We start from the raw sequence: 26,047 nt of genomic DNA, 5'->3' as shown, positions 1-26,047 counted from the left end.
GGCGACGAGCGGGCGGTCGCCGCCCCCGGCGGGCGCGGCGGTGCGCAGGGCGTCGGCGGCCAGGGCCTCGGCCTCGGGCGCGGCCAGTCCCCCGTCGGCGAGGAGGGCGGCGAGTCCGGCGGCGTACCCCTGGCCGACGGCCCGGACCTTCCAGGCGCCCTGGCGGCGGTAGAGCTCCAGGGCGATCAGGGCGGTCTCGGCGTCCAGGTCGGTGAGGGCGAAGGAGGCGAACTCGCTCCCGCCCGCCTCGGCGACCGCGAGGTGCGGGGCGGGGACGGCGCCGAAGCGCAACGGGCCGCCGGGCGGCAGGACGAGGAGCAGGCCGATCCGGTGGACCTCCGCCGCGACGGCGTCGAGGTCGACGGCCAGGGTGTGCCGGTCGCCGGGTCCGGCGGGCACCAGGACCCCGGGGAGGCCGGGGGCGCCGGGGTGGGCCAGGGCGCCGGGGCCGGTCAGCCGGCCCCGCTCGTCGGCCAGCGAGGCCAGCGCGAGCACCGCGGCGCCGGCCGAGACCCTGACCTCCACCCGGCTGTGGGGCACGGGGTGGTTCTGCCCCCGGACCAGTTCGGCCGTCATCGTGCAGCCCCTCCCCCGTGCCTTCTTCTCTTGTTCCCCGTCGTGCTTACAGGTGCGGCAGGATCGCCGGCATCAGGTCCTGGAAGGTCCGGCCGTTGGCCGGGTTGCCGAGGGCCGTCATCTGCCAGCCGGAGCCGGCCCGGGACACCTTCGCCATGATCTGCGCGGTGTACTGGCCGCCGCCGTCGAGGGTGTAACGGGCCAGTTCCTGGCCGTTGGTCTCGTCGACGATGCGGCAGAACGCGTTCTGCACTTCCTGGAAGGTCTGGCCGGTGAAGGAGTTCACCGTGAAGACGATCGTGTCGATGTGCACCGGAACGCGCTGGAGGTCGACGAGGATGGCCTCGTCGTCCCCGCCCTGGCCGACGCCGCCGACCAGGTTGTCACCGGTGTGCCGGACCGAGCCGTCGTCGCTCTGCAGGTGCCGGAAGAACACCACGTCCACGGGCTGCTTGTCGGCGAACAGCACCGCGGAGGCGTCCAGGTCGATCTCGCGGGTGCGCGAGCCGAACAGTCCCCGGCGCTTGGCCGCCTGCCAGCCGAGGCCCATCCGGACCGCGGTCAGCGTGCCGCCGCCCTGCTTCTCCAGGCTGATGGCCTGACCCTTGGTCATGTTGACCGTCACGCGCGTCCCCTCTCCATAGCCACCCCCAGGCAGCGTGTACCTGCGGCTGTTCCCACACCCTACTGACCGGCCCCGGGTCAGGCGAGGCCCGCTTCCCGCATCTGCCGGAGCTCCTTCTTGAGCTCCCCCACCTCGTCGCGGATCCGGGCCGCGACCTCGAACTGGAGCTCGGCGGCGGCCCCCCGCATCCGCTCGGTCATCTGCTCGATGAGGTCGGCCAGTTCGGCGGCGGGCCGGTCCGTGAGCACCTCGGCGGCCTTGGCGCCCTTCGCCCCCTTCGCCCCCTTGGCCGCCTTGCCGGCCTTCGCCGACGCGGCAGCGCCGAGGGCCGGGACGGGGGCCTTGGCGCCCTTGCCGTCCTTGGCCTGCCGGTAGCCGGTGCCGAGCAGCTGTTCGGTGTCGAGCTCCTCGCGCGCGATGGTGGCGACGATGTCGTTGATCTTCTTGCGGAGCGGCTGCGGGTCGATCCCGTTGGCCGTGTTGTACGCGATCTGCTTCTCGCGGCGCCGGTTGGTCTCCTCGATGGCCTTCTCCATCGCCGGGGTCATCTTGTCCGCGTACATGTGGACCTGGCCGGAGACGTTGCGCGCGGCGCGGCCGATGGTCTGGATGAGGGAGGTCCCGGAGCGCAGGAAGCCCTCCTTGTCGGCGTCGAGGATCGCCACGAGCGAGACCTCGGGCAGGTCGAGGCCCTCGCGCAGCAGGTTGATGCCGACCAGGACGTCGTACTCGCCGGCGCGCAGCTCGCGCAGCAGCTCGATGCGGCGCAGGGTGTCCACGTCGCTGTGCAGGTAGCGGACCTGGATGCCGAGCTCCAGGAAGTAGTCGGTGAGGTCCTCGGCCATCTTCTTGGTGAGGGTGGTGACCAGGACGCGCTCGTCCTTCTCCACCCGGGCGCGGATCTCGTGCACCAGGTCGTCGATCTGGCCGTCGGTGGGCTTGACGACGACCTCGGGGTCGACGAGGCCGGTGGGGCGGATGATCTGCTCGACGAAGCCGTCGCCGCGGGAGAGCTCGTAATTGCCGGGGGTGGCCGACAGGTAGACGGTCTGGCCGATCCGCTCCTGGAACTCCTCCCACTTCAGCGGCCGGTTGTCCAGCGCGGACGGCAGCCGGAAGCCGTGGTCGACCAGGGTCCGCTTGCGCGAGGCGTCGCCCTCGTACATGGCGCCGATCTGCGGCACGGTGACGTGCGACTCGTCGATGACGAGGAGGAAGTCCTCGGGGAAGTAGTCGATGAGGGTGTTGGGCGCCGAGCCGCGCTCGCGGTCGTCCATGTGCAGCGAGTAGTTCTCGATGCCGGAGCAGGAGCCGATCTGGCGCATCATCTCCAGGTCGTAGGTGGTGCGCATGCGCAGCCGCTGGGCCTCCAGCATCTTGCCCTGCTTCTCCAGCTCGGCGAGGCGCTCGGCCAGCTCGGCCTCGATGCCGCGGATCGCCTTCTCCATCCGCTCGGGGCCGGCGACGTAGTGGCTGGCGGGGAAGACGTAGAGCTCGCGGTCCTCGCTGATGACCTCGCCGGTCAGCGGGTGCAGGGTGGAGAGGGCCTCGATCTCGTCGCCGAACATCTCGATGCGGACGGCCAGTTCCTCGTAGACCGGGAAGATCTCGATGGTGTCGCCGCGCACCCGGAAGGTCCCCCGGGTGAAGGCCACGTCGTTGCGGGTGTACTGGATGTCGACGAAGCGGCGCAGCAGCTGGTCCCGGTCGATCTCCTCGCCCACCTTGAGCGGGACCATCCGGTCCACGTACTCCTGCGGGGTGCCGAGGCCGTAGATGCAGGACACGGAGGCGACGACGATCACGTCGCGCCGGGTGAGCAGCGAGTTGGTCGCGGAGTGGCGCAGCCGCTCCACCTCCTCGTTGATCGAGGAGTCCTTCTCGATGTAGGTGTCCGACTGCGGAACGTAGGCCTCGGGCTGGTAGTAGTCGTAGTACGACACGAAGTACTCGACGGCGTTGTTCGGCAGGAGCTCGCGGAACTCGTTCGCCAGCTGGGCGGCCAGGGTCTTGTTCGGCGCCATCACCAGGGTCGGGCGCTGGAGCTTCTCGATCATCCACGCGGTGGTGGCCGACTTGCCGGTGCCGGTCGCACCGAGCAGGACGACGTCCTTCTCACCTGCGCGGATGCGCTTCTCCAGCTCGGCGATGGCCGCCGGCTGGTCGCCGCTGGGCTGGTAGGGGCTGACGACCTCGAAAGGCGCCACCGTGCGTTCGATCTTCGATACGGGCCGCATGACTCCACCGTACGGCCCCCCACTGACACTCGGGCGCCCGCACGCGCCCCGCGCCCCTCCCCCGGCGCCCCGGCGGGCCCCCGAAGGGTCCGTCGGACGGAGCGGGCCTCCTCCTTTCTGGTCCGTTTGTCGTAGTTCGGTGGCGTCCGTGTGATCTTCGAGCCCATGATCGCCGTGAACGCTCCGCCGTGAAGTGCACAGCCACAACGACTGCCGCTCCGCACCCGTCTGACGCAGGAACAGGGCTCACGACCCGAGGAGAACGCACATGTACGTCCGAACCGCCGCCGCGGCAGCCGCCGCCTTCCTGGGCCTCACCCTGACCGTGCTGGGCGGGACGGCGTCGCCCGCCGCCACCACCGGCCCCGGATCCTCCCCGGGCTCCACGGGCTCCACCGGGCTCCTGGGCCCCACCCTGTACGCCCACCGGGGGGCCTCCGCGTACGCCCCCGAGAACACCCTCGAGGCGATCGACCTGGCGATGCGGCTGGGCTTCGACTGGGTCGAGAACGACGTCCAGCGGACCAGGGACGGCGAGCTGGTGGTGGTCCACGACGACACCCTGGCCCGCACCACCGACGTCGAGCAGGTCTTCCCCGACCGCAAGCCCTGGCGGGTCAAGGACTTCACGGCGGCCGAGATCGCCCGGCTGGACGCGGGGAGCTGGTTCTCCCCGCGGTTCGCCGGCGCCCGGGTGCCGACCCTGCGGCAGTACATGGAGCGGGTGCAGGACAACCGCCAGCGGCTGCTGCTGGAGATCAAGAAGCCGGAGCTCTACCCGGGGATCGAGGAGCAGACGCTGAAGGTGCTGGGGGAGACCGGCTGGCTGGACGCCCAGCACGTCTCGCGGCGCCTGGTGGTGCAGAGCTTCAGCGCCGACTCCGTACGCGTCGTGCACCGGCTGCGCCCCGACCTGGTGACGGCCTTCCTGGGCACCCCGACCGTGGCCGACCTGCCGAAGTACGCCGAGTTCACCGACCGGATCAACCCGTGGCACACGACGATCTCGGCCGACTGGGTGGCGGCGGTGCACGCGCTGCGGGGGGCGCACGGCAGGACGATGGAGGTGGACACCTGGATCGTCGACGACGCGCCGACGGCCTGGAAGGTGCGGGAGATGGGGGTGGACGGGATCATCACCAACGCGCCGGACGTCGTACGGGGGGCCGTGGGCGGCTACTAGGGGGTGCCCCGCGGACCCTGGCCGGGCCTGTCGGTGGGGCGCCGTACCGTTGAGGCGTGGACAGCACCGAGCGGCCCCGCGGGCCGCACCTCGAATGGACCGTCCTCCCGAGCGAGATCGGTCCCCTGCTCCTGGCCGCGACCCCCGAGGGTCTGGTCCGGGTGGAGTTCCATGCCGGGCCCGACCGGGTCGGCCGGATGATCGGCGCGCTGGTCTCGCGGCTCGGCGCCGAGGCCTGGCGGCCGGACCCGGGCCGGGAGGTGCTGCTGGCCGAGCCGATACGCCAGCTCGAGGCGTACTTCGCCGGCACGCTGCGCCGCTTCGACCTGCCCCTGGACTGGCGGCTCAGTTCGGGTTTCAACCGCCAGGTGCTGCTGGAGCTCGACCGCTCGGTGCCCTACGGCTCGGTGGTCGGCTACGGGGAACTGGCCGCCCGGGTCGGACAGCCGGGGGCGGCCCAGGCCGTGGGCAACGCCATGGGCTCGAACCCGCTGCCGCTGGTGGTGGCCTGCCACCGCGTGGTGGAGAACGACGGGGGCATCGGGGGCTTCGGGGGCGGGGTGGAGGCCAAGCGGACCCTCCTCGCACTGGAGGGCGTCCTGCCGCGGCCGCTGTTCTAGCCGTCCCTTCCGGATCCCGCCCGGCGCGGCGCGCCCCTCGCGCGCCCCTGCCCCCGTGTTACCCGGTTCCCCCCTGCGGTAAGGGGTGGCACACTGCCGCGGTGACTACTGCTGCCGCCTGCGGCCCCACCGCGTACGGTCCTGCCCCGGACGTCCCGCCCGCGCGCCCGCGACGGGGGTGTCCGGCGTGACCGCCTCCCCCGCGACCCCGCCCACCGCCTCCGCCGCCGCCACGGCCGCGCCCTCCGTCACCGCGGCGGACCTGCCGCGCATCCAGCGCCGGATCTCCGCGGTGCTGATCGCCGGGCAGATGCTGGGCGGCCTGGGCGTGCCCATCAGCATCGCCCTGGCCCCCGTACTGGCCACCGAGATCAGCGGCACCGAGGCCCTGTCCGGGTTCGCCTCCACCGCCTCGGTGATCGGCACCGCCCTGGTCTCCCTGCCGCTCGCCGCCCTGACCACCGCGCGCGGCCGCCGGGCGGGGCTGCTGACCGGGTACGCGATCGGCACGGTCGGGGCGGCCCTGGTCGTCCTGGCCGCCTCCGTGCGGAGCTTCCCGCTGCTCATGCTCGGCATGGCCGCCTTCGGCGCCGCCTCCTCCGCCAACCTCCAGGCCCGCTTCGCCGCCGCCGACCTCGCCGCCCCGGACCGCCGGGCCCGTGCGATCTCGGTGGTCGTCTGGGCCTCCACCATCGGCGCGGTGCTCGGCCCGAACCTCTCCGCCCCCGCCAGTGACAGCTTCGCCGGCACCTCCATACCCCAGACGGCGGGGCCCTTCGTGTGGGCGGCCGCCGTCTTCGTCCTCACCGCCACCCTGCTCGGGGTACTGCTGCGCCCCGACCCGCTGCTGACCGCGCGGGCCCTCGCCGGGCCCGGGGAGGAGTCCCGCCAGGGCCGCTCGCTGCGCGCCGGGCTCGCCGCCGTGAAGGCCTCGCCACGGGCGCGGCTCGCGCTGCTCACCGTCGCGGTGTCGCACACCACCATGGTCTCGATCATGGTGATGACCCCGGTCGACCTCGGTCACCACGGCGCCGGCCTGAAGCTGGTCGGGCTGGTGATCAGCGGGCACATCGCGGGCATGTTCGCGTTCTCGCCCGTCATGGGCTGGCTCGCCGACCGGCTGGGCAGGCTCTCCGTGATCGGCCTGGCGGCCGGGCTGCTCTCGGTCGCCGCCCTGCTGGCCGGTACGGCCGCCGGGAACCACGCGCAGAGCGCCGCCGGCCTGTTCCTGCTCGGCCTCGGCTGGTCCGCCGGCATGGTCTCCGGCTCGGCGCTGCTGACCGACTCCGTGCCGCAGCCCGCACGGGCCGCCGTCCAGGGCCTGAGCGACCTGACGATGAACGCGGCGGCCGGTCTGGGCGGCGCGGCCGCCGGCCTGGTGATGTCCCAGGCCGGCTACGGCTGGCTCAACGCCATCGGCGCCTCGCTGCTGCTGCCGATGGCCGCGCTGGTCCTGTTCACCGCCCGGCGCCACCCGGCGGCCGCCGCGCGGTAGGGGTCGCCGCCGGGCCGCTCAGAGGTTGATGTGGTAGGCCTTGCGCAGCGTCTCGTGGACGGTCCAGGTGGTCTTGTCCCCCTCGCGCAGCACGCAGGCCGAGCCGGGGCCGACCTCGAGCGTCGCGCCGCCCTCGACCTCGACGGTGGCGCGGCCGCTGACCACCACGAACAGCTCGTCGGCCTCGGTGTCGGTGACCACCCCCGGGGTGATCTGCCAGATGCCCCGGATCTGGGAGCCGTCCGCGGACTCCCAGAGCACCTTGCCCGTCACCACCGGGGTGCCGGAGACGATCTGTGCGGGGTCGAGGTCCTCGGCCTCCAGCTCGCCGTCGGGGACGTCCGCGACGGAGACGGCGAAGGAGGCGGGGGCGGTGTGGTCATCGGTGCTCATGGTGCGTCAGCCTAGGGCGGCCGCAGCGGCGGCGGGGTGAACACAGCGTCCAGCGCGGACGCGGCGCACACGTCACTCCGTCGAGCCGAGGGGCGGCTTCGCGCCGTCGTGGGGAGGGGCGCGTTTGGGGGCGCGCGTCCCGTGCCATGGATGGGGACATGCCACAGCACGCAGCAGCCGAGGTCCCGGTCCTGTCGGAAGAGGTGCGCGAGGCGCTCGCCGCGCGCAGGCCCGTCGTCGCCCTGGAGTCGACGATCCTCGCGCACGGCCTGCCCCGGCCCCGCAATCTGGCGGTGGGCCTGGAGCTGGAGGAGCTCGTCAGGGCCGGGGGCGCGGTCCCGGCGACGGTCGCGGTGGTCGACGGGGTGGCGCACGCGGGCCTGGACAAGGCCCGGCTGGAACGGATCGCGGCGGGCGAGGGGGTGCGCAAGCTCGGCCACCGCGACCTGGCGCCGGCGCTCGCGACGGGCGCCACGGGTGCCACGACCGTCTCGGCCACGGCCTTCCTGGCCGCGCGGGCCGGCCTGCGGGTCTTCGCCACGGGCGGGCTGGGCGGCGTGCACCGGGAGTTCGCGCAGACCCAGGACGAGTCGGCGGACCTGTCACTGCTGGCCCGTACCCGGATCACGGTGGTGTGCGCGGGGGTGAAGTCCATCCTGGACGTGCCCGCCACGCTCCAGCGGCTGGAGACGCTCGGCGTCGGGGTGGTGGGCTACCGGACCCGCGCCTTCCCCGGCTTCTACCTGGCCGACTCCGGCGAGCCGGTCGACTGGACGGTGCAGGAGCCGCGGGAGGTGGCGGAACTGATGGCCGCCCAGGACCTGCTGGGCGGACCGGAGTCGGCCCTGCTGGTGGCCAACCCGGTCCCCGTCTCCGAGCAGCTGGACCCGGCGCTCCACGACCGCGTCCTGGCGCAGGCCCTGGCCGAATGCCGGGAGCGCGGGATCACGGGGCAGGCGGTGACACCGTTCCTGCTGGGGTTCCTGGTACGGGCCACGGGCGGGGCCTCGCTGGAGGCGAACCTGGCGGCGGTACGGGGCAACGTCCGGCTCGCGGCCCGGATCGCCGCGGCGTGGGCGGCGCGGGCATGACGGGGGCGACGGGGGTGGCGGGGGCGACGGGGGTGGCGGGGGCGCTGCTGGTCGTCGGGGACGTGGTCACGGACGTGGTGGCGGTGCACCGCGAGCCCCTGGCCCCGGCCACCGACACCGCGGCCCGCATCCGCACCCTGCCCGGCGGCGCCGGCGCCAACGCGGCCTGCTGGGCGGCCCGCACGGGCACCGCCGAGGTGCGGCTCCTGGCGCGGGTGGGCTGCGAGTCGGCGCGCTGGCACGAGCGGGCCCTGGTCGACGCGGGGGTGCGGCCCCGGCTGGTGGTGGACCCGGCCGAGCCGACCGGGACGGTGGTGGCACTGGTCGGGGCGGACGCCGAGCGGACGTTCCTGACCGACAGCGGGGCCTCCCTGCGGCTGTGCCCGGCCGACTGGGCGCCCGCCCTGCTGGACGGGGCGGCCCACCTCCACCTCTCCGGCTACCTGTTCTTCGCCGAGTCCAGCCGGGAGCTGGCCCTGGTCGCGCTGCGGGCCGCGCGGACCCGGGGGGTGCCGGTCAGCGTGGACCCCGCCTCGGCGGGGTTCCTGGCCGGGCTGGGCCCCGAGGCCTTCCTGACGGCGGTGGCGGGCGTCGGGACCCTCCTGCCGAACGAGGACGAGGCCCGGCTGCTGGCCGGGGTCGCGGACACGGCCCGGGCCGCGGAGTCGCTCAGCCGGCGGATCCCGCTGGTGGTGGTGACCCGGGGCACGGGCGGGGCGCTCGTCGCCGAGGACGGCCGGATCACGGCCGAGGTCGAGGCGGAACCGGCGGACGCGGTGGACACCACCGGCGCGGGCGACGCCTTCACCGGCGCCTTCCTGGCGGCCCGCCTCTCCGGCGCCACCCCCGGCGCGGCGGCCCACGCGGGCTGCCACGCGGCGGCCCGCGCGATAACCCGCCTGGGCGGGCGGCCCTGAGGCGGCTCCCCCGGCGGGCCTACCGTTCGCGGATGCCGGTCCAGGCCGGGTGGCGGGGGTCGTCGGCGCGTACCAGGGCGTCCGACGTGGATGCCGGGTCCGTCTCGCGGGCGTAGCGGGCGAACGCCGGGAGGGTCCAGTGCTCCGCGGGGTCCGTGCGGCGGGCCAGGGCGCCCGGCGAGAGGCTGATGTGCACGGTGAGGTCGAAGGGGAACCAGTGGCCCAGCAGCAGGGGGCCGTGCAGGATCAGGACGCCGCCCGGTGGGAGCGGGGTGTAGGGGCTGCGGGTGGCGCGGTCGGTCACCGGGTCCCACAGGTCCGGCAGGACGCGGCCGGTGCCGCCCGGGTCCGTCGGCGCGAAGACCTCCCGCCACAGCGCGCCCGTGTCGTACCAGCCGCCGAGGTAGGCGTCCACGTCCTGCCGGCCGAACTCGAAGCGCAGCGACGCCGGCCGCAGGAAGCCCCCGGCCGCCACCACCAGCGCGGAACGCCCGCGCCCGCGCAGGGCGTCGGCCAGTGCGGCCGCGAGGACGCCGGTGTCGGCGGCGGGCGCGCCGTCGATGCCCACGCGCTGCCACGGGCCGCCGCCTTCGGACGGTGCGTCGAGGTGGCCGGCGAGCCGCTCGGCCATCCGCTGCCAGGTGATCGCTTCCAGCTTCACGGACCCATTGTCAGTGGTCGCCCTTAGCGTTTTTCACGAGGGATCACCGGTGAACAGGAGCCGGCGGCCCGACTCTTGGGGAGGGGTCTGTCATGGCTCGGGAGACGACGTACCTGGAGCTGTCGCAGGAGGACGGCGCGGCGCACAAGTTCTACGAGGTGACCGTCGACGGCGTCCTCGTCTCGGTGCGCTACGGCCGGATCGGCGCGGCCGGCCAGCTGCAGAGCTCGTCGTTCCCGACCACGGAGAAGGCGCGGGCCGCCGCGGCGAAGAAGATCGGCGAGAAGGTCCGCAAGGGGTACGCCCCGGCGGTCCGGGGGGCGCGCGCGGCGCGGCCGGTGACCCGCCGGCAGGTGGCCTCGGCGCCGTCGACGGCGAGGGCGGTGGCGCCGGTGCTGTGGCGCTTCCGCACCGGGTCGGCGGCCTTCGGCATCCATGTGGACGAGGACCGCTGCTGGGTGGGCAACCAGGCCGGCGACGTCTACACGGTCAGCCACGGCGGGGAGGTGCTCGCCCGCTACTCGCTGCCGGACGGGGTGAAGTGCCTGGTCGCCGACGAGTTCTGGATCTACGCGGGCTGTGACGACGGCACGGTGTACGACCTGTCGTCCAAGGTGCCGTTCGGGGCGTACGGGATAGCCGCGGACGTGGACATCTACTGGCTCGACATCCACGAGGGCGTGCTGCACGTCTCGGACGCCAACGGCGGCCTGACGGTCATCGACCACGAGGACGAGCACCAGTGGTCGCGCAAGTCCGCGGGCAACGGCGCCTGGATGGTCCGTGCGGACGAGCGGGCGGTGTACCACGGTCACGGCGGGGGTGTGACGGCCTACGCGGCGGACGGCACGGGCCAGTTGTGGCACACGGGGACGCCGGGCGGGGTGCTGTTCGGCTGGCAGGAGCAGGACGCGGTGTACGCGGGGACGGTGCGCAACACGGTGCAGCGGCTGTCGAAGGCGACGGGCGCGGTCGAGGCCTCGTACCGGTGCGACGCGGCGGTGTACTCGTGCGCGACCTCGCCGGACGGGCGGCACGTGTTCGCCGGTGACTCCTCGTCCTCGGTGTACTGCTTCGACGCCGACGGGCGGCGGCTGTGGAAGCTGGGCACGGGCAGCGGGTCGGCGCTGTCGATGCAGTACCTGGACGAGCGGCTCTATCTGGTCACGACGGACGGTTCGCTGGTGTGCGTGGACGCGAGCGAGGCGGCGATCGCGGCCGCCCAGCTGGGTTCCGTGCCGACCGCGGTGGACGTGAAGTCGGCGGCGGCGCTGCCGGTGTTCACCCCGGCCGCCTCGGCCGCCGCCGTGGCGACGGTGTCGGTGGCCTCGGTGCCCTCGGGGGGCGTGGTGGTCGAGTGCGTCCAGGTGGGCGGGCGGATGCGGGTGCAGGTGGTGTCGGACGGTTTCGAGCCGAGCTGGAACGTGCAGTTCCCGCGGGGGATACGGGAGGCCGGGGCCCGCTACGTGGTGGACGGTCTGCATGCGGCGACCGGCGGCTTCTACCGGGTGCGGGGCGAGATACGCCGGCTGGTCTGACCGGGCGGCCGGGGGCTGCCGGGACCGGGGGGCGCTGTGGCCCGCGCGGGGGGTGCCGTGGTGGACGGGGGTCTCCACGGCACCGCCCGGGCGGGTCAGGGCGTGTGGTCCGGGCAGCCGCAGGGGGTGGCGCCGAGCGGGGCGGGGGCGGGGAGGGCCCAGGGGTCGTCGTCGGCGAGTGCGCAGGTGACGTGGAGGACGACGGGGGCGGGGCCGAGGTTGCGGCCGAGGTGGACGTGGTCGTGGCCTTCGGGTTCCACGAAGGTGGCCCCCGTGGGGTGGACCTCCACGGTGCCGTCGGACAGGATCCTGGTGAGGGTGCCCGAGGTGACCGCCGCCATGAGCGGTACGAGGTGGTAGTGCCAGCCCGTGCAGCCGCCGGGCGGTATGACGACCTCCCGGCCCGAGAGGTACGCGGGGACCCGCGTTCCGGTGCGTCTCTCCGTCGTCGCCTGCCGTGTGCCCATGCGCGCTCCTCCACGGGCCCACCGCGTCCCGTACCGGCTCCCGTACCGGGTCACGCTAAGTGGAGGTCATGAGGTCCGGACAGATTTTCCGAATAACCAATAACCCATCTCCGTCAGGTGATAGGGGCGCCGGTCGGCGGTATCACATCGGCATGAGTCTCGTCGTCTTCGAGTCACTGAGGCCGATCCACTGCGCCGAGTGCCGGCGGGGGCCGCTGCGGCACCTCGTCCGCGAGTCCGGGGTGCCGCGCTGCCTGGACTGCGCCGACCTCGGGCACCTCGTGTACCTGCCGCGCGGCGATACGGCGCTCACCCGCCGGGCACGGGAGGCCAGTTCGCTGTCGGCCGTGGTCGTGCGCCGGCACCGGGGGCGCCGGCGCTACGAGCGGCAGGGGCTGCTGGTCGAGGACGCCGCCCTGGCCCGGGCCGAGCGCGCCTGCCTCGCGGACGCCGATGCCCGGGCCCGGCGCCGGGAGCGCGACCGGCTGCGCCGCGCGGCCGAGGACGTACGGTTCACGGCCGCGTTCGCCGCCGAGATCCTGCGGCTGTTCCCCGGCTGCCCGCCCGAGCGGGCGCGGGCGATCGCCGCCCACGCCTCGGTGCGCGGCAGTGGCCGGGTCGGCCGCACCGCGGCCGGCCGGGCCCTGGACGAGCAGGCGGTGTCGATGGCGGTACGGGCGGCCGTGCGGCACACCGACACCGAGTACGACGCGCTGCTGATGGCGGGGGTGCACCGGTTCGAGGCCCGCGCCCGGCTGGCGGCGCGGATCGACGCGATCCTCGACGGCTGGCGCGCGGGGCCCGTCAGCTGACGCGGAAGCGGCGGTAGAGCATCACCCCGCCGAACAGCAGTGCGCCGCTGCCGGGCAGCAGGTAGCCGAGCCCCGCGGAGCCGGTGTGGGCGAGGGCCGCCGGTCCGCCCGGCGGCAGCGAGGGGGCCGGGGTCGCGGGCGGGGTGACGGGCCGTTCGGTGACCGGCGGCAGCGGCTGGGGCGGCTTGCCGCCGCTGGGGGTCTCGCCGTTGACGGAGGTGTTCCCGTGGGAGGCGTTGCCGGCGCCGACGACGCTCACCGAGTTCCCGCTGACGTTGAGCGGGAGGTCGACGGGGAGCTGGAGGCCGTTGCCGGACAGCACCCCCGGAGAATCCTTTCCGCGCCCTTGCGCGGCGGCCCCTCCCCCTTGGCCGGCCCCGGGTTTCGACGGATGGGAGGGCCTGGGATCGGGATGCCCGCCGTCCGGGTCCGCGTGGGTACAGCGGTTGCCCGCGGCCGGGTTGAGCACACCGACCACGCTCACCGTGTTCCCGCACACGTTCACCGGGACGTGGACCGGCAGCTGCACCAGGTTCCCCGAGAGCAGCCCCGGCGAACGCTCGGCGGCCCCGCCCGCGTCGGCGTCGGCGTGGGCGAGACCGCCCACTCCCGCCACCGCCAGGCCGCCACCCGCGACGATCGCCGCGATCAAGCCGTTCCGACGACTGTGACGCATCAGCATTTCCTGCCTTCCGGAGGGTTTTCAGGGGCGTCGCGCCCGTACCGGAGACAACGCGGTGGACCCGTTCGGGTTATAGAGCCGGTAGGCATTTCACTCCATCGTGTACTGGGTAGTGCCTACTTCATGACAGAACGACCGCTGCTCCTGCTGGACGTGGACGGGCCCCTCAACCCCTTCCGGTCCCTCTCCGCGGGCCTGCGCGGCTACACCAGCCACCGCATGCGCCCGGACGTCTGGCTCTCCTACCGCGACCCGGAGTCCCGCCGGGCCCGGCGCGGCGTGCGGGTGCGCCTGCACCCCTCGCACGGGGCCCGCCTGCTGGCCCTGCCCTTCGAACTCGCCTGGGCCACCGCCTGGACCCACCAGGCCAACACCCTGATCGCCCCGCACATCGGGCTGCCCGCCGACCTGCCCGTGGTCGACTGGCCGCAGCTGTTCGGCCGCGACCCGGACGGCCTCTCCTGGAAGACCCGCCACCTCCTCGACTGGGCGGCCGGACGCCCCTTCGCCTGGGTCGACGACATGATCACCCCGCAGGACCGGGCCTGGGTCCGCGAGCACCATCCGGCCCCGGCCCTCCTGCTGCGCGTCCTGCCCCGCCACGGCCTGCGCGACCGGGACTTCACGGCCCTGTCCTCCTGGGCGGCCGGGCTCAGCCCCGCAGGGCGCTGACCGGGTCCGGGGAGGGCCGGCCCGAGGGCCACCAGTCGTCCGTCCCCGGACGGGACTCGTAGGCGTACCAGAGGCCGTCGCGGCCCAGGCGCAGCTGGCGGGTGCGGTCCGTGAGGCGGTTGCGTGCGGGGCGGAAGGAGCCCAGGCCGGCGGCGAGCAGGGCGGGGCGGGCCCGGTCGAAGGGGCCGGCCGGCGGGTCCCACGGCTCGTCGAGGACGGTCAGCGCGGGCAGCCCGCCCTGCCGCCAGGCCGCTGCGGCCCGGGCCAGGTCGGTGGTGGTCCGCCCGGTGGCCCGGGCCAGGTCCCGGTAGAGGGCGCGGGCGGTCCCGGTGAGGCCGGCCGTGGGATGCGCGGAGGCCAGCCGGACGGCGTCCTGCCACAGGCCCAGCCCGCCGATCGGGTCCTCCCCCGTGGTGAGCACGGCCAGGGCGCGGGCGGCGGCGTCACCGGCGAGCTGCTCCAGCGCCAGGGGGTCCGGGGCCGCCGGGTCGGACGGGTAGGCGGGCGGCGCACCCACGGCCGCCGGGGCGGCGAGCGGGGCGGGCAGCGGGGGCAGCACGGTGCGGGCCACCGCGGCGCGGGCGGGGACGCCGGGGAAGTCCGCCGCGGCGTCGGGCCGTTCGCGCGCGGCGTGCGCGGCGTTGCGCCGGGCCAGGTCCTCCAGGAGCTCCCGCTCGCCCCGGCCGCGCAGGAGCAGCAGGACGAACGGGTCGGTGTCCAGGAGGCGGGCGGCCCGGTAGCAGAGGGCCGCCGCGTGCTTGCAGGGCGGCCTGGCCGGGTCCGGGCAGGAGCAGCGCGCCCGCAGTTCACCCGCCCCGGGCAGGACCAGCGCGGCGAGGGACTGCGGGACCTCGCGCTCCAGCAGCGCCGCCAGCGCGGCGGGATCCGCCGCCACCGCCTCCAGCAGCTCGGCCCACTCGGAGTCGCCGAAGGCGGCCAGTGCCAGCTCGGTGCGGTAGGGGCGGGCCCGGCTGCCCCGGACGTAGGCCACGATCCGGCCGGGGGTGACCGTCACCGCGTCGACGTGCCCCTCGGTGGCGTACGTACGGCCGCGCGCGAGGCGGGCCGCGTCCGGCGCGCGCTCCTCCAGGGCGCGGACCCAGGCCCGGCCCCACCAGGTCACGGCCTCCGGCCCGGCGGGGACCGTCTCGAAGGTGCGGCGGCGGTCGTCCCGCGCGGTGATCATGAGGGCCTCCGCAGGGAGACGAGGTCGGCCAGCTCGCGGTCGGTGAGCTCGGTCAGCGCGGACTCGCCGGAGCCCAGCACCGCGTCGGCGAGGGCGCGTTTGGCTTCGAGGAGTTCGGCGATCCGGTCCTCGACGGTGCCTTCGGCGATGATGCGGTGGACCTGGACCGGCTGGGTCTGGCCGATGCGGTAGGCGCGGTCGGTGGCCTGTTCCTCGACGGCCGGGTTCCACCAGCGGTCGTAGTGCACGACGTGCCCCGCGCGGGTGAGGTTGAGGCCGGTGCCGGCGGCCTTGAGGGAGAGCAGGAAGACGGGGACGGCCCCGGACTGGAAGCGGTCGACGAGCTCCTCGCGGCGGGGCACTGGGGTGCCGCCGTGCAGGAGCTGGGTGGGGACGCCCCGGGCCGCGAGGTGGCGTTCGAGGATGCGGGCCATCGTCACGTACTGGGTGAAGACCAGGACCGAGCCGCCCTCGGCCAGGATGGTGTCCAGCAGCTCGTCGAGCAGGGCGAGTTTGCCCGAGCGGTGCGGGATGCGCGGCTCGGCCTCCTTCAGGTACTGCGCCGGGTGGTTGCAGATCTGCTTGAGCGAGGCCAGCAGCTTCATGATCATGCCGCGCCGTTCGATGCCCTCGCTGCCCTCGATCACGGCCATCGCCTCCTGCACCGCCGCCTGGTAGAGCGAGACCTGCTCCCGGGTCAGGGACACCGGATGGTCGGTCTCGGTCTTCGGCGGCAGCTCGGGCGCGATCCCGGGGTCGGACTTCTTGCGGCGCAGCAGGAACGGCCGCACCAGCGCGGCCAGCCGGGCGACGGCCGCCTCGTTGCCCCCGTCCTCCTCCTGCTGGTGCTCCACGGGGCGGGCGTGCCGGGCGCGGAAGGCGGTGAGCGGGCCCAGCAGCCCGGGGGTGGTCCAGTCGAGGAGGGCCCACAGCTCGGAGAGGTTGTTCTCCACCGGGGTACCGGTCAGCGCCACCCGCGCCGGGGCCGGGATCGTCCGCAGCGCCTTCGCGGTCGCCGAATGCGGGTTCTTCACGTGCTGTGCCTCGTCGGCGACGACCAGCCCCCAGCGCTGGCCGGCCAGCCGCCCGGCCGAGGCCCGCATCGTCCCGTAGGTGGTGAGGACGAAGCCGCCACCGAGGGAGTCGAGGCTGCGGTCCCCGCCGTGGAAGCGGCGCACGGGCGTGCCGGGCGCGAACCTCTCGATCTCCCGCTGCCAGTTCCCCAGCAGCGACGCCGGGCACACCACCAGCGTGGGCTCCGGGCGGGCCCGGTGCAGGTGCAGCGCGATCAGCGTGACCGTCTTGCCGAGCCCCATGTCGTCGGCGAGACAGCCCCCGAGCCCCAGCGAGGTCATCAGGTCCAGCCAGGCCAGGCCCCGCAGCTGGTAGTCCCGCAGGGTGGCCCGGAGCCCCGCCGGGGCCGCGACGGGCGCCAGCTCGCCCGTCAGCCGGTCCCGCAGCGCCGCGAGCGCGCCCACCGGGACCGCCTCCACCGGTTCTCCGTCGACCTCGGCCGTCCCCGTCAGCACGGTGGCCAGCGCGTCCACCGGGTCCAGCAGGCCCAGCTCCCGCTTGCGCGCCTTGCGCACCAGCTCGGGGTCGACCCGCACCCACTGGTCGCGCAGCCGCACCACCGGGCGGTGGGCCTCGGCGAGGGCGTCCATCTCCGAGGGGGTGAGCCGGTCCCCGCCGAGCGCGAGCTCCCAGGAGAACGCGAACAGCCCGGCGGCGTCGAAGAAGGCCGTGCCGTCGGTGGCGGAGCCGGGCGCGGCCTGCCGGACGACGGCGGTCGCGGTGAGGGTACGGGCGAGCTCGCGCGGCCAGTGCACCACGACCCCGGCCCGCTCCAGCCGGGTCGCGGCGGTGCCCAGCAGGTCTTCGAGCTCCGCGTCGGAAAGGGCGAGGGCGTCGGGCACGGGCTGGTCGAGCAGGCGCAGCAGCGGCGGCCAGACCCGGCCGGCCCGGCGCAGCGCGAGCACGGCGTCGATCCGGGCGCGCGGCCCGAACCCGGCCGCGGCGGCTCCGGCCCACAGCAGCCCCGCGTCCGTCACCAGGGTCGGGTCGGCGAGGCTGTGCACCTGGACCACGGCCGCCCCGGCGCGCCGGACGTCCTGCGGCTCGGCCTCGTCGAAGAGGTGGAAGGCGGACAGGTCGAGCCGCAGGGAGATCCCCACCCCGGCGTCGGCGCCGGCCGCGACCTGCGCGGCCCATTCCCGTATCCCGGGCACCTGCTGCGGCTGCGCCGCCGCGAAGGGCGCTCCGACGGCGAACGGCGCGGCCGGGGTGCGCGGCAGGGTGTCGGCGACGGCGTCGAGGAAGGCCCGGACCAGGGCCTGCGGTTCGGGCAGCGCCAGCGGACGGCGCCCGGGGAGCGGGGTCGCGTACCCCTCGTACGGGAGGGCGGCGGCGACGGCGCGCAGGTGGCCGACGTCGTCGGCGTCGAGCGGGCCGGCCCGCCAGGCGTCGACCCCGCCGGGCGTGAGCCCGGGCAGCAGGCGGCCCCGGGCCGCGAGGGCCAGGGCCTGGACGGCGGCGGTGCCCCAGGCCCGCGTGGCGGGATGGGCGGCGGGGCTGTGGGCGGCCCGGGTCAGCAGGGGCAGGGCCTCGGCCACGGGGAGGGTCAGGGCGGGCACGGTACGGGTGCGGACCCCGGAGCCGTGCGGCCGCACCACCTGGAGCGGATGCGGGGTCCCGGGGCCCTCGGGCAGCGGCTCCCCGTCGGGGCACCAGAAGGCCACCCGCCCCTCGCGGGGGACCTCGGCGGGGAGGAACACGGCGGCCCGGCGCAGCAACGGCGGCGGCGGCGCCTGATGCGGCGGCCGGTGCGGCGACTGCCGGTACGGCTGCGTGGTCACGGGTCCCCCTCCCTGCTGCTGCTCGGTACCCGCCCGGTCGTGGCGGATCCCCTGCCGCCGAGTCTAGGCGCGGCCACTGACAACGCCGCTGACCTGGGGTTATGACGGGGCCGTACCGGGGGCGGACGCGGGGTGCGGGGCCCGGCCGGGGGCTGCGCCGGTCCCGCTGCGCGGAGCGGTCCCCTCCCCGCCCTTCCACCGTTCCTCCTCCGGCTACCGCTGGGAAGTGCCCCCAGGGGCTCCGCCCCGGCCCCCGTGCCGCGTGGGACCATGGAGGAGGGGTCTCCGTCACGGCGAGGCGATGGCCATGCGTACCGGGAACGAGCCCCTGACCGCCCGCAGCCCGCTGCGGCTGCGGTTCTGGCTCAGTGTGTGGGGGCTGATCTGGGCGGCCGCCGGCGCGGCGGCGTTCTCCCTGGCCGCACGGCCCGGCTGGGCCGCGGCCTGCGCGGCCCTGGCGGTGCTGGCCGCGGTGGACCTGGCCGTGGTGGTCCACCACATCCACCAGGGCCCGCACTACCAGCCGGGCCGCGACGTCCCCCCGTACGAGCCCCCGCGCGGCCGGTAACGGACCCGGCCCGCCCGCCCGTCCGAGGGGCGGTACCCGACCGAGGGGCGACGCCCGGCCAAGAGGCGGCACCCGGCCGGAGGGCGGCAGCCAGCCAAGAGGCAGCACCCAACCGAGGGGCGGCACCCGGCCGGAGGGCGGCGCCCAGCCGAAGGGCGGCACCTGACCAAGAGGCGGCGCCCGGCCGGAGGGCGGCACCCGACCAAGAGGCGGCACCCGGCCGGAGGGCGGCGCCCGGCCCAAGGGCGGCACCCGACCAAGAGGCGGCACCCGGCCGGAGGGCAGCGCCCGGCCCAAGGGCGGCACCCGTCCGAAGCGCGGTGCCCGGGGCGCCGGTCGGGGTGGGCGCCGGTCGGGGTGGGCGGCGGCGGGGTGGGCGGCGGCGGGGTGGTCGGTTTGCGCCGGCCGCGCGGGGACCGGTCGCTCAAGCCCCGGTGCGCGACCGCCCGGCGGGCCGTCAGCCCTCGAAGCGGGCCGCCTCCAGGTACTCGGGCTGCGGGTCGAGGGCGGCGGCGAGCCGGAAGTGCCGCCGGGCCCGCTCGGGCCGGCCGGCGCGCTCGTGGGTGCGGGCGAGGGCGAAGTGGGCGAAGGCGTTGTCCGGCTCGCGCTCCAGGACCAGCTCGAACTCCAGCTGCGCGGGCCGCAGCTGGGCCGCCGCGAAGAAGGCCCGGGCGCGCAGCAGACGCGCCGCGGTGTTCTCCGGGTGGGCGGCTATGACGGAGTCGAGCAGCCGGACCGCGCCGCGCGGGTCCCGGGCTTCGAGCAGCTGCTCGGCGGCCCGGTAGTCGATGACGTGCGTCTCGGGACTCGGGGGACCCGCGGGCTCCCGCGGGGACGGCGGCGTGGGCGTGGTGTCGGGCACAGTAAGTCTCCTTCCCTCTGCGCACGCCCTCAACGCACCTGCGCGCCACGGTTGTTCCCCGGTGACGCGGCGGCTGCGCTGCGCAACCGCGCGCGGGCCGCGCCGACTGCGGTTCCGTGGCCGCCCGGGTGCCTGCCGCGTGCGCGGGCCACGCGGCACCCGCCTCCGGCGCTCCGCCGAGGCGCAGGTGCCGCCGCATGCTCCGCAGCCGCGACCACCAGGGACTGCGCCGGCTGCCCGTCCGGGCACGCTCCGACCGCGGCCCACCGGCCCACCGGCGCTCCGCCGCCCGTGCCGCGGGCGGCTGCGCTACTCCGCGGCAGCCGCCGGCTCCGCGGTCCCCCCGTCCTCCGCGGCCCGCTCCGCGAGCCGCTCCCACACCGCGCGGACCTGCGGCTCCAGCGCCTCCAGCGGGCCGTCGTTGTCGATCACCAGCGTGGCCACCGCCAGCCGCTGTTCCCGGGTGGCCTGCGCGGCCATGCGGGCGCGGGCCTCCTCCTCGGTCATCCCGCGCAGCGCGGTGAGCCGGGCCAGCTGCGTCGCCGGTGCGGCGTCCACGACGACCACCAGGTCGTACAGCGGGGCGAGGCCGTTCTCGGTGAGGAGCGGTACGTCGTGCACCACGATCGCGTCGGGTCCGGCGGCCCCCTCCAGCTCGGCGGACCGGGCCCCGACCAGCGGGTGCACGATCGCGTTCAGCGTGCGGAGCTTGTCGGGGTCGGCGAAGACGATCGCCCCCAGCTTCGGCCGGTCCAGCGTCCCGTCGCCGGTCAGCACGGACTCCCCGAAGGCCTCCACCACGGCCGCGAGGCCGGGCGTCCCGGGCTCCACGACCTCCCGTGCGATCCGGTCGGCGTCCACGACGACCGCCCCGTACCCCGCCAGCAGCCGCGAGACCTCGCTCTTGCCGGCACCGATTCCGCCTGTCAGGCCCACCTTCAGCATGCCCAGCACCCTAGCGCCCCCCTCCCGGGCGGCTCCGGCCGCATCCCCCCGCCCCCGCCCCCCGGTGACGCCTACGCGTCGCCCTCGCGCTCCGCGAGGAACCGCTCGAACTCGCGGCCGAGCTCGTCCGCCGTCGGGATCTCGGCCGGCTCGGCGATCATGTTGCCGCGGGTCTCGGCCCCGGCCGCGGCGTCGTACTGGTGCTCCAGTCCCTGGACGAGGCTGACGAGCTCCTCGTCGCCCTCGCGGATCTGCCGGTCGATCTCCGTCTGCGTGCGGTGCGCCTCGGTGCGCAGGGCGTGCGCGACGGCGGGCAGGACCAGCCCGGTCGCCGCCGTGATCGCCTCGAGCGCGGTGAGCGCGGCGTCCGGGTACGGGGAGCGGGCGACGTAGTGCGGGACGTGCGCCGCGACGCCGAGCACGTCGTGCCCGGCCTGGCCGAGGCGGAACTCGACCAGCGACTCGGCGCTGCCGGGGACCTGGGCCTCGTCGAAGGGGCTGCGGTGGCCGGGCATCAGGTCGGTGCGGTTGCCGTGCGGGGTGATGCCGACGGGCCGGGTGTGGGGGACGCCCATGGGGATGCCGTGGAAGTTGACCGAGAGCCGGACGCCGAGCCGCTCGACGATCTGGCGGACGGCGACGGCGAAGCGCTCCCACTCCACGTCCGGCTCGGGGCCGGACAGGAGCAGGAAGGGCGCGCCGGTGGCGTCCTGCACGAGGCGGACCTCCAGGCGGGGCTCCTCGAACTCCGTCCAGTGGTCGCGCTGGAAGGTCAGCAGCGGGCGGCGGGCCCGGTAGTCCACCAGCCGGTCCGCGTCGAAGCGGGCCACCACCTGGTGGGGCAGGGTGTCGAGGAGCCGTTCGACGATCTGCTCGCCGGTCTCGCCGGCGTCGATGTACCCCTCGAAGTGGTAGAGCATGACCAGTCCGGCCGAGTCCTGGGCCAGCGCCACGTCGGCCACCGCCAGACCCTTGGCGTCCCATTCGTACAGACCCTGTGGATCACGCACCGTCACCACTCCTCCCTCGCACCGTGTTCTCTGCAAGGAACGTCCAAGGGCGCCCGGCCATTCCCCGGTTGGCCGCATTCACCGGAACGAAACACGAGCCGGCGCAGTACCCGGTAACCGGCGCAGTACCCGGTAACCGGCGCGGTACCCGGGAAACGCGACGAGGCCCGCCCCCCCGAAGGGGACGGGCCTCGCCGTTCAGCTCACTTCACGCCGGAGCGTGGAGCACTCGCTGCGCTGCGATCAGCTCTGGCCGCCGGCCAGCTTCTCGCGGAGCGCGGCCAGGGCCTCGTCGGACGCCAGGGCGCCGGAGGTCTCGTCCGCACCCTCGGAGGAGTAGGAGCCACCCGAGATGCCCGCACCGGCGTTGCCACCGGCGGCCGGGGCGGTCTCGCCCGCGGCGGCAGCGGCCTCGTCGGCCTCGCGGCTCTTGATGACCTGCGCCTGGTGCTGCTCGAAGCGGACCTGCGCCTCGGCGTACTGGCGCTCCCACGTCTCGCGCTGGGTCTCGTAGCCCTCGAGCCAGTCGTTGGTCTCGGGGTCGAAGCCCTCGGGGTAGATGTAGTTGCCCTGGTCGTCGTAGGACGCGGCCATGCCGTACAGGGTCGGGTCGAACTCGACCGACGCCGGGTCGGCACCGAAGGACTCGTTGGCCTGCTTGAGGGACAGCGAGATCCGGCGACGCTCGAGGTCGATGTCGATGACCTTGACGAAGATCTCGTCGTTGACCTGGACGACCTGCTCCGGGATCTCCACGTGGCGCTCGGCCAGCTCGGAGATGTGGACCAGACCCTCGATGCCCTCGTCCACGCGGACGAACGCACCGAACGGAACCAGCTTGGTGACCTTACCCGGGACGACCTGGCCGATCTGGTGGGTCCGGGCGAACTGCTGCCACGGGTCCTCCTGCGTCGCCTTCAGCGACAGGGAGACGCGCTCGCGGTCCATGTCCACGTCGAGGACCTCGACGGTGACTTCCTGACCGACCTCGACGACCTCGGACGGGTGGTCGATGTGCTTCCAGGACAGCTCGGAGACGTGGACGAGACCGTCGACGCCACCCAGGTCCACGAACGCACCGAAGTTGACGATCGAGGAGACGACGCCGGAGCGGACCTGACCCTTCTGCAGGGTGGTGAGGAACGTCTGGCGGACCTCGGACTGGGTCTGCTCGAGCCAGGCGCGGCGGGACAGGACCACGTTGTTGCGGTTCTTGTCCAGCTCGATGATCTTCGCCTCGAGCTCCTTGCCCACGTAGGGCTGGAGGTCGCGGACGCGGCGCATCTCGACGAGAGAGGCCGGGAGGAAGCCGCGGAGGCCGATGTCGAGGATGAGACCACCCTTGACGACCTCGATGACGGTACCGGTGACGATGCCGTCTTCTTCCTTGATCTTCTCGATCGTGCCCCAGGCACGCTCGTACTGAGCGCGCTTCTTGGACAGGATCAGGCGGCCTTCCTTGTCCTCCTTCTGGAGAACCAGGGCCTCGATCTCGTCACCGACCTTGACGACCTCGTTCGGGTCGACGTCGTGCTTGATCGAGAGCTCGCGGCTCGGGATCACGCCTTCCGTCTTGTAACCGATGTCGAGCAGGACCTCGTCCCGGTCGACCTTCACGATGACGCCGTCGACGATGTCGCCGTCGTTGAAGTACTTGATCGTCTCGTCGATCGCGGCCAGGAAGGCTTCCGCGTTACCGATGTCGTTGACCGCTACCTGCGGAGTGGTGGTGGCGGTGGTCTCGGTGCTGCTCGTCATGTGGGAAAGGGCTCCGGTTACGGACAGAAAGTCGTAGGTACTGCTACGCCGGGAGCCCTTATCGGCATCTGCCGATGAAGCCGGACAGCCAAGGAAGCCCATCCCCCGCAAGGGGTAGGGGCCTCGAAAACCGAGGGGACATTCAACAGATGCAAGCGCAGCCTGCTATGTCTGAGGAGCACAGGCTCGCAGCGCAACTTGTAGCATACGGGGGCAGCCGGACAGGGTCAATGCGCGAAGGCGCACACCGCGGGCGGATCACCGCATAACCGGCACAATTCGTGGGCGGCAACGCCCTGATGAGCGATCCGCACGGATTTTCAGCCGTCCGGGTGCCATACCAGCCATCCGCAGACTACGACGACGGGCCCCATGAACCAAGAGGACTACGCCCCCGAAGACGCACCCGGCGAGGACGCGCACGACGAGGACGGTGCCGAGGCCACCCGGCGCGAGGCCGGGGAGGCGGAGAGCAGCCGCGCCAGCCGCGGCTGGTGGGACCGCAACGCCGACGAGTACCAGAGCGAGCACGGCGCGTTCCTCGGCGACGACCGCTTCGTCTGGGGCCCGGAGGGCCTGGACGAGGAGGAGGCGGCGCTGCTGGGCCCGGCCGCCTCCCTCAAGGGCAAGGACGTCCTGGAGATCGGCGCCGGCGCCGCCCAGTGCTCGCGCTGGCTGGCCGCGCGGGGGGCCCGCCCGGTGGCGCTGGACCTCTCGCACCGCCAGCTCCAGCACGCCCTGCGCATCGGCGGCGAGGTGCCCCTGGTGGAGGCCGACGCCGGCCGGCTGCCCTTCCGCGACGCCTCCTTCGACCTGGCCTGCTCCGCCTACGGGGCGGTCCCCTTCGTCGCCGACCCGGTGGGCGTGATGCGCGAGGTGCACCGCGTGCTGCGCCCCGGCGGCCGCTGGGTCTTCTCCGTCACCCACCCCGTCCGCTGGGCCTTCCCGGACGAGCCGGGCCCGGAGGGGCTGTCGGTGTCCGCCTCCTACTTCGACCGGACCCCGTACGTCGAGCAGGACGAGCAGGGCCGCGCGGTGTACGTGGAACACCACCGCACCGTCGGCGACCGGGTCCGCGACGTGGTCGCGGGCGGCTTCCGGCTGCTGGACCTGGTGGAACCGGAGTGGCCGGAGTGGAACAGCCAGGAGTGGGGCGGCTGGTCCCCGCTGCGCGGCAACCTGATCCCGGGCACGGCGATCTTCGTGTGCGAGAGGGACTGAGCGCCTTGATCCGCCAGGCCGACCTCGACGCCCTTCCCGTACGCGAGGCCGTGCCCGCGCTCGTCTCCGCCCTCGACGGCCACGGCACGGCCGTGCTGTGCGCCCCGCCCGGCACCGGCAAGACCACGCTGGTCCCGCTGGTGCTGGCCGGGCTGGTGGGCGGGGGCCCGCGGCGCCGGGTGGTCGTCGCCGAGCCCCGGCGGATCGCCGCCCGCGCGGCGGCCCGGCGGATGGCCTGGCTGCTGGGCGAGGCCGTCGGGGACTCGGTGGGGTTCACGGTGCGCGGGGAGCGCGTCGTGGGCCGGGACACGGCCGTGGAGGTGGTGACCACCGGGGTGCTGCTCCAGCGGCTCCAGCGCGACCAGGAGCTGGCCGGCGTGGACGTGGTGGTCCTGGACGAGTGCCACGAGCGGCACCTGGACGCCGACACGGTCGCCGCCTTCCTGCTGGACGTGCGCGAGACCCTGCGGCCGGAGCTGCGCCTGGTCGCGGCCTCGGCGACGACGGACGCGGCGGGCTGGTCGCGGCTGCTGGGGGACGCGCCGGTGGTCGAGGCGGCCGGGGTCTCGTACCCGGTGGGGACGGTGTGGGCGCCGCCGGCCCGGCCGGTGCGGCCCCCGCACGGGATGAGGGTGGATCCGGCGCAGCTGGCGCACGTGGCGTCGGTGGTGCGGCGGGCACTGGAGGAACGTTCCGGCGATGTGCTGTGCTTCCTGCCCGGCGTGGGCGAGATCGCCCGGGTGGCCGGGCAGCTGGGCGGGGTGGACGCGGAGGTGCTCCAGGTCCACGGGCGGGCCCCGGCGGCCGTGCAGGACGCGGCGCTGACGGCGTCGGCGCACCGGCGGGTGATCCTCGCGACGGCGGTCGCGGAGTCGAGCCTGACGGTGCCGGGCGTACGGGTGGTCGTGGACTCGGGGCTGGCGCGCGAGCCGCGGGTGGACCACGCGCGGGGGCTGGGCGCGCTGGCGACCGTACGGGCCTCCCGAGCGGCGGGCCGCCAGCGGGCGGGGCGGGCCGGGCGGGAGGCGCCGGGCGTGGTGTACCGGTGCTGGACGGAGGCGGAGGACGGGCGGCTGCCGGCCTTCCCCTCCCCCGAGATCCGGATCGCGGACCTGGCGCAGTTCGCGCTCCAGGCCGCCTGCTGGGGCGACCCGGACGCGTCGGGGCTCGCGCTGCTCGATGCGCCGCCGGCCGGGGCGATGGCCGCGGCCCGGGAGGTGCTGTCGGCGGTCGGCGCGGTGGACGCGGCCGGGCGGCCGACCCCGCGGGGGCTGCGGATGGCCCGGCTGGGGCTGCACCCCCGGCTGGCGCGGGCACTGCTGGACGGGGCGGCGGCGCTGGGCGCGCGGCGCGCGGCGGAGGTGGTGGCGCTGCTGAGCGAGGAGCCGCCGCGGGAGTACGGCGACGACCTGGCCGCCGCCTGGCGGCGGGCCCGTCGCGGGGGTGACGCGTACGCGGCCCGCTGGCGGGCGGAGTCGGGGCGCCTGCTGCGGGCGCTGGGCTCCGCCGGGGTTCAGGGGGGCGCAGCCGGCGCTGCGGACGGCCCCTCCGGTGCCGACGCCGCTGCGCGGGGCTCCTCCCCCACCCCGCCCCTTCTCCCCCAGCTACCGCTGGGGGGACCCCCAGAAACCGGGGGCGAGCCCCCGGCCCCCTCCCGGGGCTCCGCCCCGGAC

At 75.0% G+C, this 26,047-nt stretch carries 24 protein-coding genes; 11 read left to right on the top strand and 13 right to left on the bottom strand.

The window, feature by feature from the left end; all coding sequences use genetic code 11:
• From ACFVXK_RS25125 to uvrB, 3 genes are all read right to left on the bottom strand, one after another.
• A partial coding sequence (locus tag ACFVXK_RS25125) for a TerD family protein (RefSeq protein ID WP_389615255.1) occupies nt 1–576 on the bottom strand: 576 nt, incomplete at its 3' end.
• Nucleotides 577–622: 46 nt separating this feature from the next.
• Nucleotides 623–1,201, bottom strand: a complete 579-nt coding sequence (locus ACFVXK_RS25120; RefSeq protein ID WP_365152466.1) for a TerD family protein — start codon at nt 1,199–1,201, stop codon at nt 623–625.
• A gap of 77 nt (nt 1,202–1,278) precedes the next feature.
• Entirely contained in the window at nt 1,279–3,438 is a 2,160-nt protein-coding gene (uvrB, locus tag ACFVXK_RS25115) for an excinuclease ABC subunit UvrB (RefSeq protein ID WP_389615252.1), read from the bottom strand.
• A 268-nt stretch (nt 3,439–3,706) separates the two neighbouring features.
• Between uvrB and ACFVXK_RS25110 the strand changes: the two genes are divergently transcribed.
• The 3 genes from ACFVXK_RS25110 (at nt 3,707) to ACFVXK_RS25100 (ending at nt 6,736) form a co-directional block, all read left to right on the top strand.
• A complete protein-coding gene (locus ACFVXK_RS25110; RefSeq protein ID WP_389615250.1) occupies nt 3,707–4,621 on the top strand; it encodes a glycerophosphodiester phosphodiesterase in 915 nt (304 codons plus the stop codon).
• Nucleotides 4,622–4,677: 56 nt separating this feature from the next.
• Nucleotides 4,678–5,241 carry a methylated-DNA--[protein]-cysteine S-methyltransferase gene (locus ACFVXK_RS25105; RefSeq protein WP_389615248.1) on the top strand — a complete coding sequence of 188 codons (564 nt, stop codon included), beginning with the start codon at nt 4,678–4,680 and terminating at the stop codon, nt 5,239–5,241.
• A gap of 187 nt (nt 5,242–5,428) precedes the next feature.
• Nucleotides 5,429–6,736, top strand: a complete 1,308-nt coding sequence (locus ACFVXK_RS25100) for an MFS transporter (protein WP_389615246.1) — start codon at nt 5,429–5,431, stop codon at nt 6,734–6,736.
• Between the two features lie 18 nt (nt 6,737–6,754).
• Here ACFVXK_RS25100 and ACFVXK_RS25095 read toward each other — a convergent pair whose 3' ends face one another.
• On the bottom strand, nt 6,755–7,129 hold the full coding sequence (locus ACFVXK_RS25095) for a cupin domain-containing protein (protein ID WP_389615244.1): 375 nt from the start codon (nt 7,127–7,129) through the stop codon (nt 6,755–6,757).
• Between the two features lie 158 nt (nt 7,130–7,287).
• Here ACFVXK_RS25095 and ACFVXK_RS25090 point away from each other — a divergent pair, with 158 nt between their 5' ends.
• Together ACFVXK_RS25090 and ACFVXK_RS25085 are read left to right on the top strand one after the other, a co-directional pair.
• Entirely contained in the window at nt 7,288–8,220 is a 933-nt protein-coding gene (locus ACFVXK_RS25090) for a pseudouridine-5'-phosphate glycosidase (protein ID WP_389615242.1), read from the top strand.
• Nucleotides 8,217–9,137 (top strand): carbohydrate kinase family protein, encoded by a 921-nt coding sequence (locus ACFVXK_RS25085; RefSeq protein WP_389615241.1) that lies wholly within the window; start codon nt 8,217–8,219, stop codon nt 9,135–9,137. The genes ACFVXK_RS25090 and ACFVXK_RS25085 overlap by 4 nt, the downstream gene beginning before the upstream one ends.
• Before the next feature lie 19 nt (nt 9,138–9,156).
• Here the strand turns inward: ACFVXK_RS25085 and ACFVXK_RS25080 are convergent, their stop codons facing one another.
• Nucleotides 9,157–9,798, bottom strand: coding sequence for a uridine kinase (locus ACFVXK_RS25080; protein WP_389615239.1), 642 nt, complete (start codon nt 9,796–9,798; stop codon nt 9,157–9,159).
• Between the two features lie 92 nt (nt 9,799–9,890).
• Here ACFVXK_RS25080 and ACFVXK_RS25075 point away from each other — a divergent pair, with 92 nt between their 5' ends.
• Nucleotides 9,891–11,336: a WGR domain-containing protein gene (locus ACFVXK_RS25075; RefSeq protein ID WP_389615237.1), complete on the top strand. Its 1,446-nt coding sequence runs from the start codon at nt 9,891–9,893 to the stop codon at nt 11,334–11,336.
• A 95-nt stretch (nt 11,337–11,431) separates the two neighbouring features.
• Here ACFVXK_RS25075 and ACFVXK_RS25070 read toward each other — a convergent pair whose 3' ends face one another.
• The gene (locus ACFVXK_RS25070; RefSeq protein WP_389615235.1) at nt 11,432–11,803 is read right to left on the bottom strand and encodes a cupin domain-containing protein; all 372 of its coding nucleotides are present in this window, start codon (nt 11,801–11,803) and stop codon (nt 11,432–11,434) included.
• A gap of 152 nt (nt 11,804–11,955) precedes the next feature.
• Here ACFVXK_RS25070 and ACFVXK_RS25065 point away from each other — a divergent pair, with 152 nt between their 5' ends.
• Nucleotides 11,956–12,615, top strand: a complete 660-nt coding sequence (locus tag ACFVXK_RS25065) for a DUF2293 domain-containing protein (RefSeq protein ID WP_389615233.1) — start codon at nt 11,956–11,958, stop codon at nt 12,613–12,615.
• On the opposite strand, the gene ACFVXK_RS25060 is transcribed toward ACFVXK_RS25065, so the two are convergent.
• Nucleotides 12,608–13,291, bottom strand: a complete 684-nt coding sequence (locus ACFVXK_RS25060; RefSeq protein WP_389615231.1) for a chaplin — start codon at nt 13,289–13,291, stop codon at nt 12,608–12,610. The genes ACFVXK_RS25065 and ACFVXK_RS25060 overlap by 8 nt on opposite strands.
• Before the next feature lie 129 nt (nt 13,292–13,420).
• Here ACFVXK_RS25060 and ACFVXK_RS25055 point away from each other — a divergent pair, with 129 nt between their 5' ends.
• Nucleotides 13,421–13,969: a hypothetical protein gene (locus tag ACFVXK_RS25055; RefSeq protein WP_389615229.1), complete on the top strand. Its 549-nt coding sequence runs from the start codon at nt 13,421–13,423 to the stop codon at nt 13,967–13,969.
• On the opposite strand, the gene ACFVXK_RS25050 is transcribed toward ACFVXK_RS25055, so the two are convergent.
• Nucleotides 13,950–15,155, bottom strand: a complete 1,206-nt coding sequence (locus ACFVXK_RS25050; RefSeq protein ID WP_389615227.1) for an SWIM zinc finger family protein — start codon at nt 15,153–15,155, stop codon at nt 13,950–13,952. The two genes, ACFVXK_RS25055 and ACFVXK_RS25050, sit on opposite strands and share 20 nt — an antisense overlap.
• Nucleotides 15,152–18,010: an SNF2-related protein gene (locus ACFVXK_RS25045; protein ID WP_389615226.1), complete on the bottom strand. Its 2,859-nt coding sequence runs from the start codon at nt 18,008–18,010 to the stop codon at nt 15,152–15,154. The genes ACFVXK_RS25050 and ACFVXK_RS25045 overlap by 4 nt, the downstream gene beginning before the upstream one ends.
• A 307-nt stretch (nt 18,011–18,317) precedes the next feature.
• Here ACFVXK_RS25045 and ACFVXK_RS25040 point away from each other — a divergent pair, with 307 nt between their 5' ends.
• Entirely contained in the window at nt 18,318–18,578 is a 261-nt protein-coding gene (locus tag ACFVXK_RS25040; protein ID WP_389615224.1) for a DUF6343 family protein, read from the top strand.
• A gap of 457 nt (nt 18,579–19,035) precedes the next feature.
• On the opposite strand, the gene ACFVXK_RS25035 is transcribed toward ACFVXK_RS25040, so the two are convergent.
• The 4 genes from ACFVXK_RS25035 to rpsA all read right to left on the bottom strand — a co-directional run bounded on the left by ACFVXK_RS25035 (nt 19,036) and on the right by rpsA (nt 23,153).
• On the bottom strand, nt 19,036–19,440 hold the full coding sequence (locus ACFVXK_RS25035; protein WP_389615222.1) for a tetratricopeptide repeat protein: 405 nt from the start codon (nt 19,438–19,440) through the stop codon (nt 19,036–19,038).
• 309 nt (nt 19,441–19,749) lie between these two features.
• On the bottom strand, nt 19,750–20,385 hold the full coding sequence (gene coaE / locus ACFVXK_RS25030) for a dephospho-CoA kinase (protein ID WP_389615220.1): 636 nt from the start codon (nt 20,383–20,385) through the stop codon (nt 19,750–19,752).
• A gap of 71 nt (nt 20,386–20,456) precedes the next feature.
• The gene (locus ACFVXK_RS25025) at nt 20,457–21,395 is read right to left on the bottom strand and encodes a PAC2 family protein (protein ID WP_389615218.1); all 939 of its coding nucleotides are present in this window, start codon (nt 21,393–21,395) and stop codon (nt 20,457–20,459) included.
• A gap of 243 nt (nt 21,396–21,638) precedes the next feature.
• Nucleotides 21,639–23,153, bottom strand: a complete 1,515-nt coding sequence (gene rpsA / locus ACFVXK_RS25020; protein ID WP_042812805.1) for a 30S ribosomal protein S1 — start codon at nt 23,151–23,153, stop codon at nt 21,639–21,641.
• Between the two features lie 372 nt (nt 23,154–23,525).
• Here rpsA and ACFVXK_RS25015 point away from each other — a divergent pair, with 372 nt between their 5' ends.
• Complete coding sequence (locus tag ACFVXK_RS25015) at nt 23,526–24,374, top strand: class I SAM-dependent methyltransferase (RefSeq protein ID WP_389615216.1); 849 nt, start codon at nt 23,526–23,528, stop codon at nt 24,372–24,374.
• A 5-nt stretch (nt 24,375–24,379) separates the two neighbouring features.
• Nucleotides 24,380–26,047: DEAD/DEAH box helicase (locus ACFVXK_RS25010; protein ID WP_389615214.1), on the top strand; the 1,668-nt coding region annotated here is incomplete at its 3' end.

It is taken from the genome of Streptomyces sp. NPDC058157, from assembly GCF_042884105.1.
Lineage (GTDB): Bacteria > Actinomycetota > Actinomycetes > Streptomycetales > Streptomycetaceae > Streptomyces.
The sequence above is the reverse complement of the archived record's forward strand: the minus strand, read 5'-3'. Positions and strand labels throughout refer to the sequence as shown.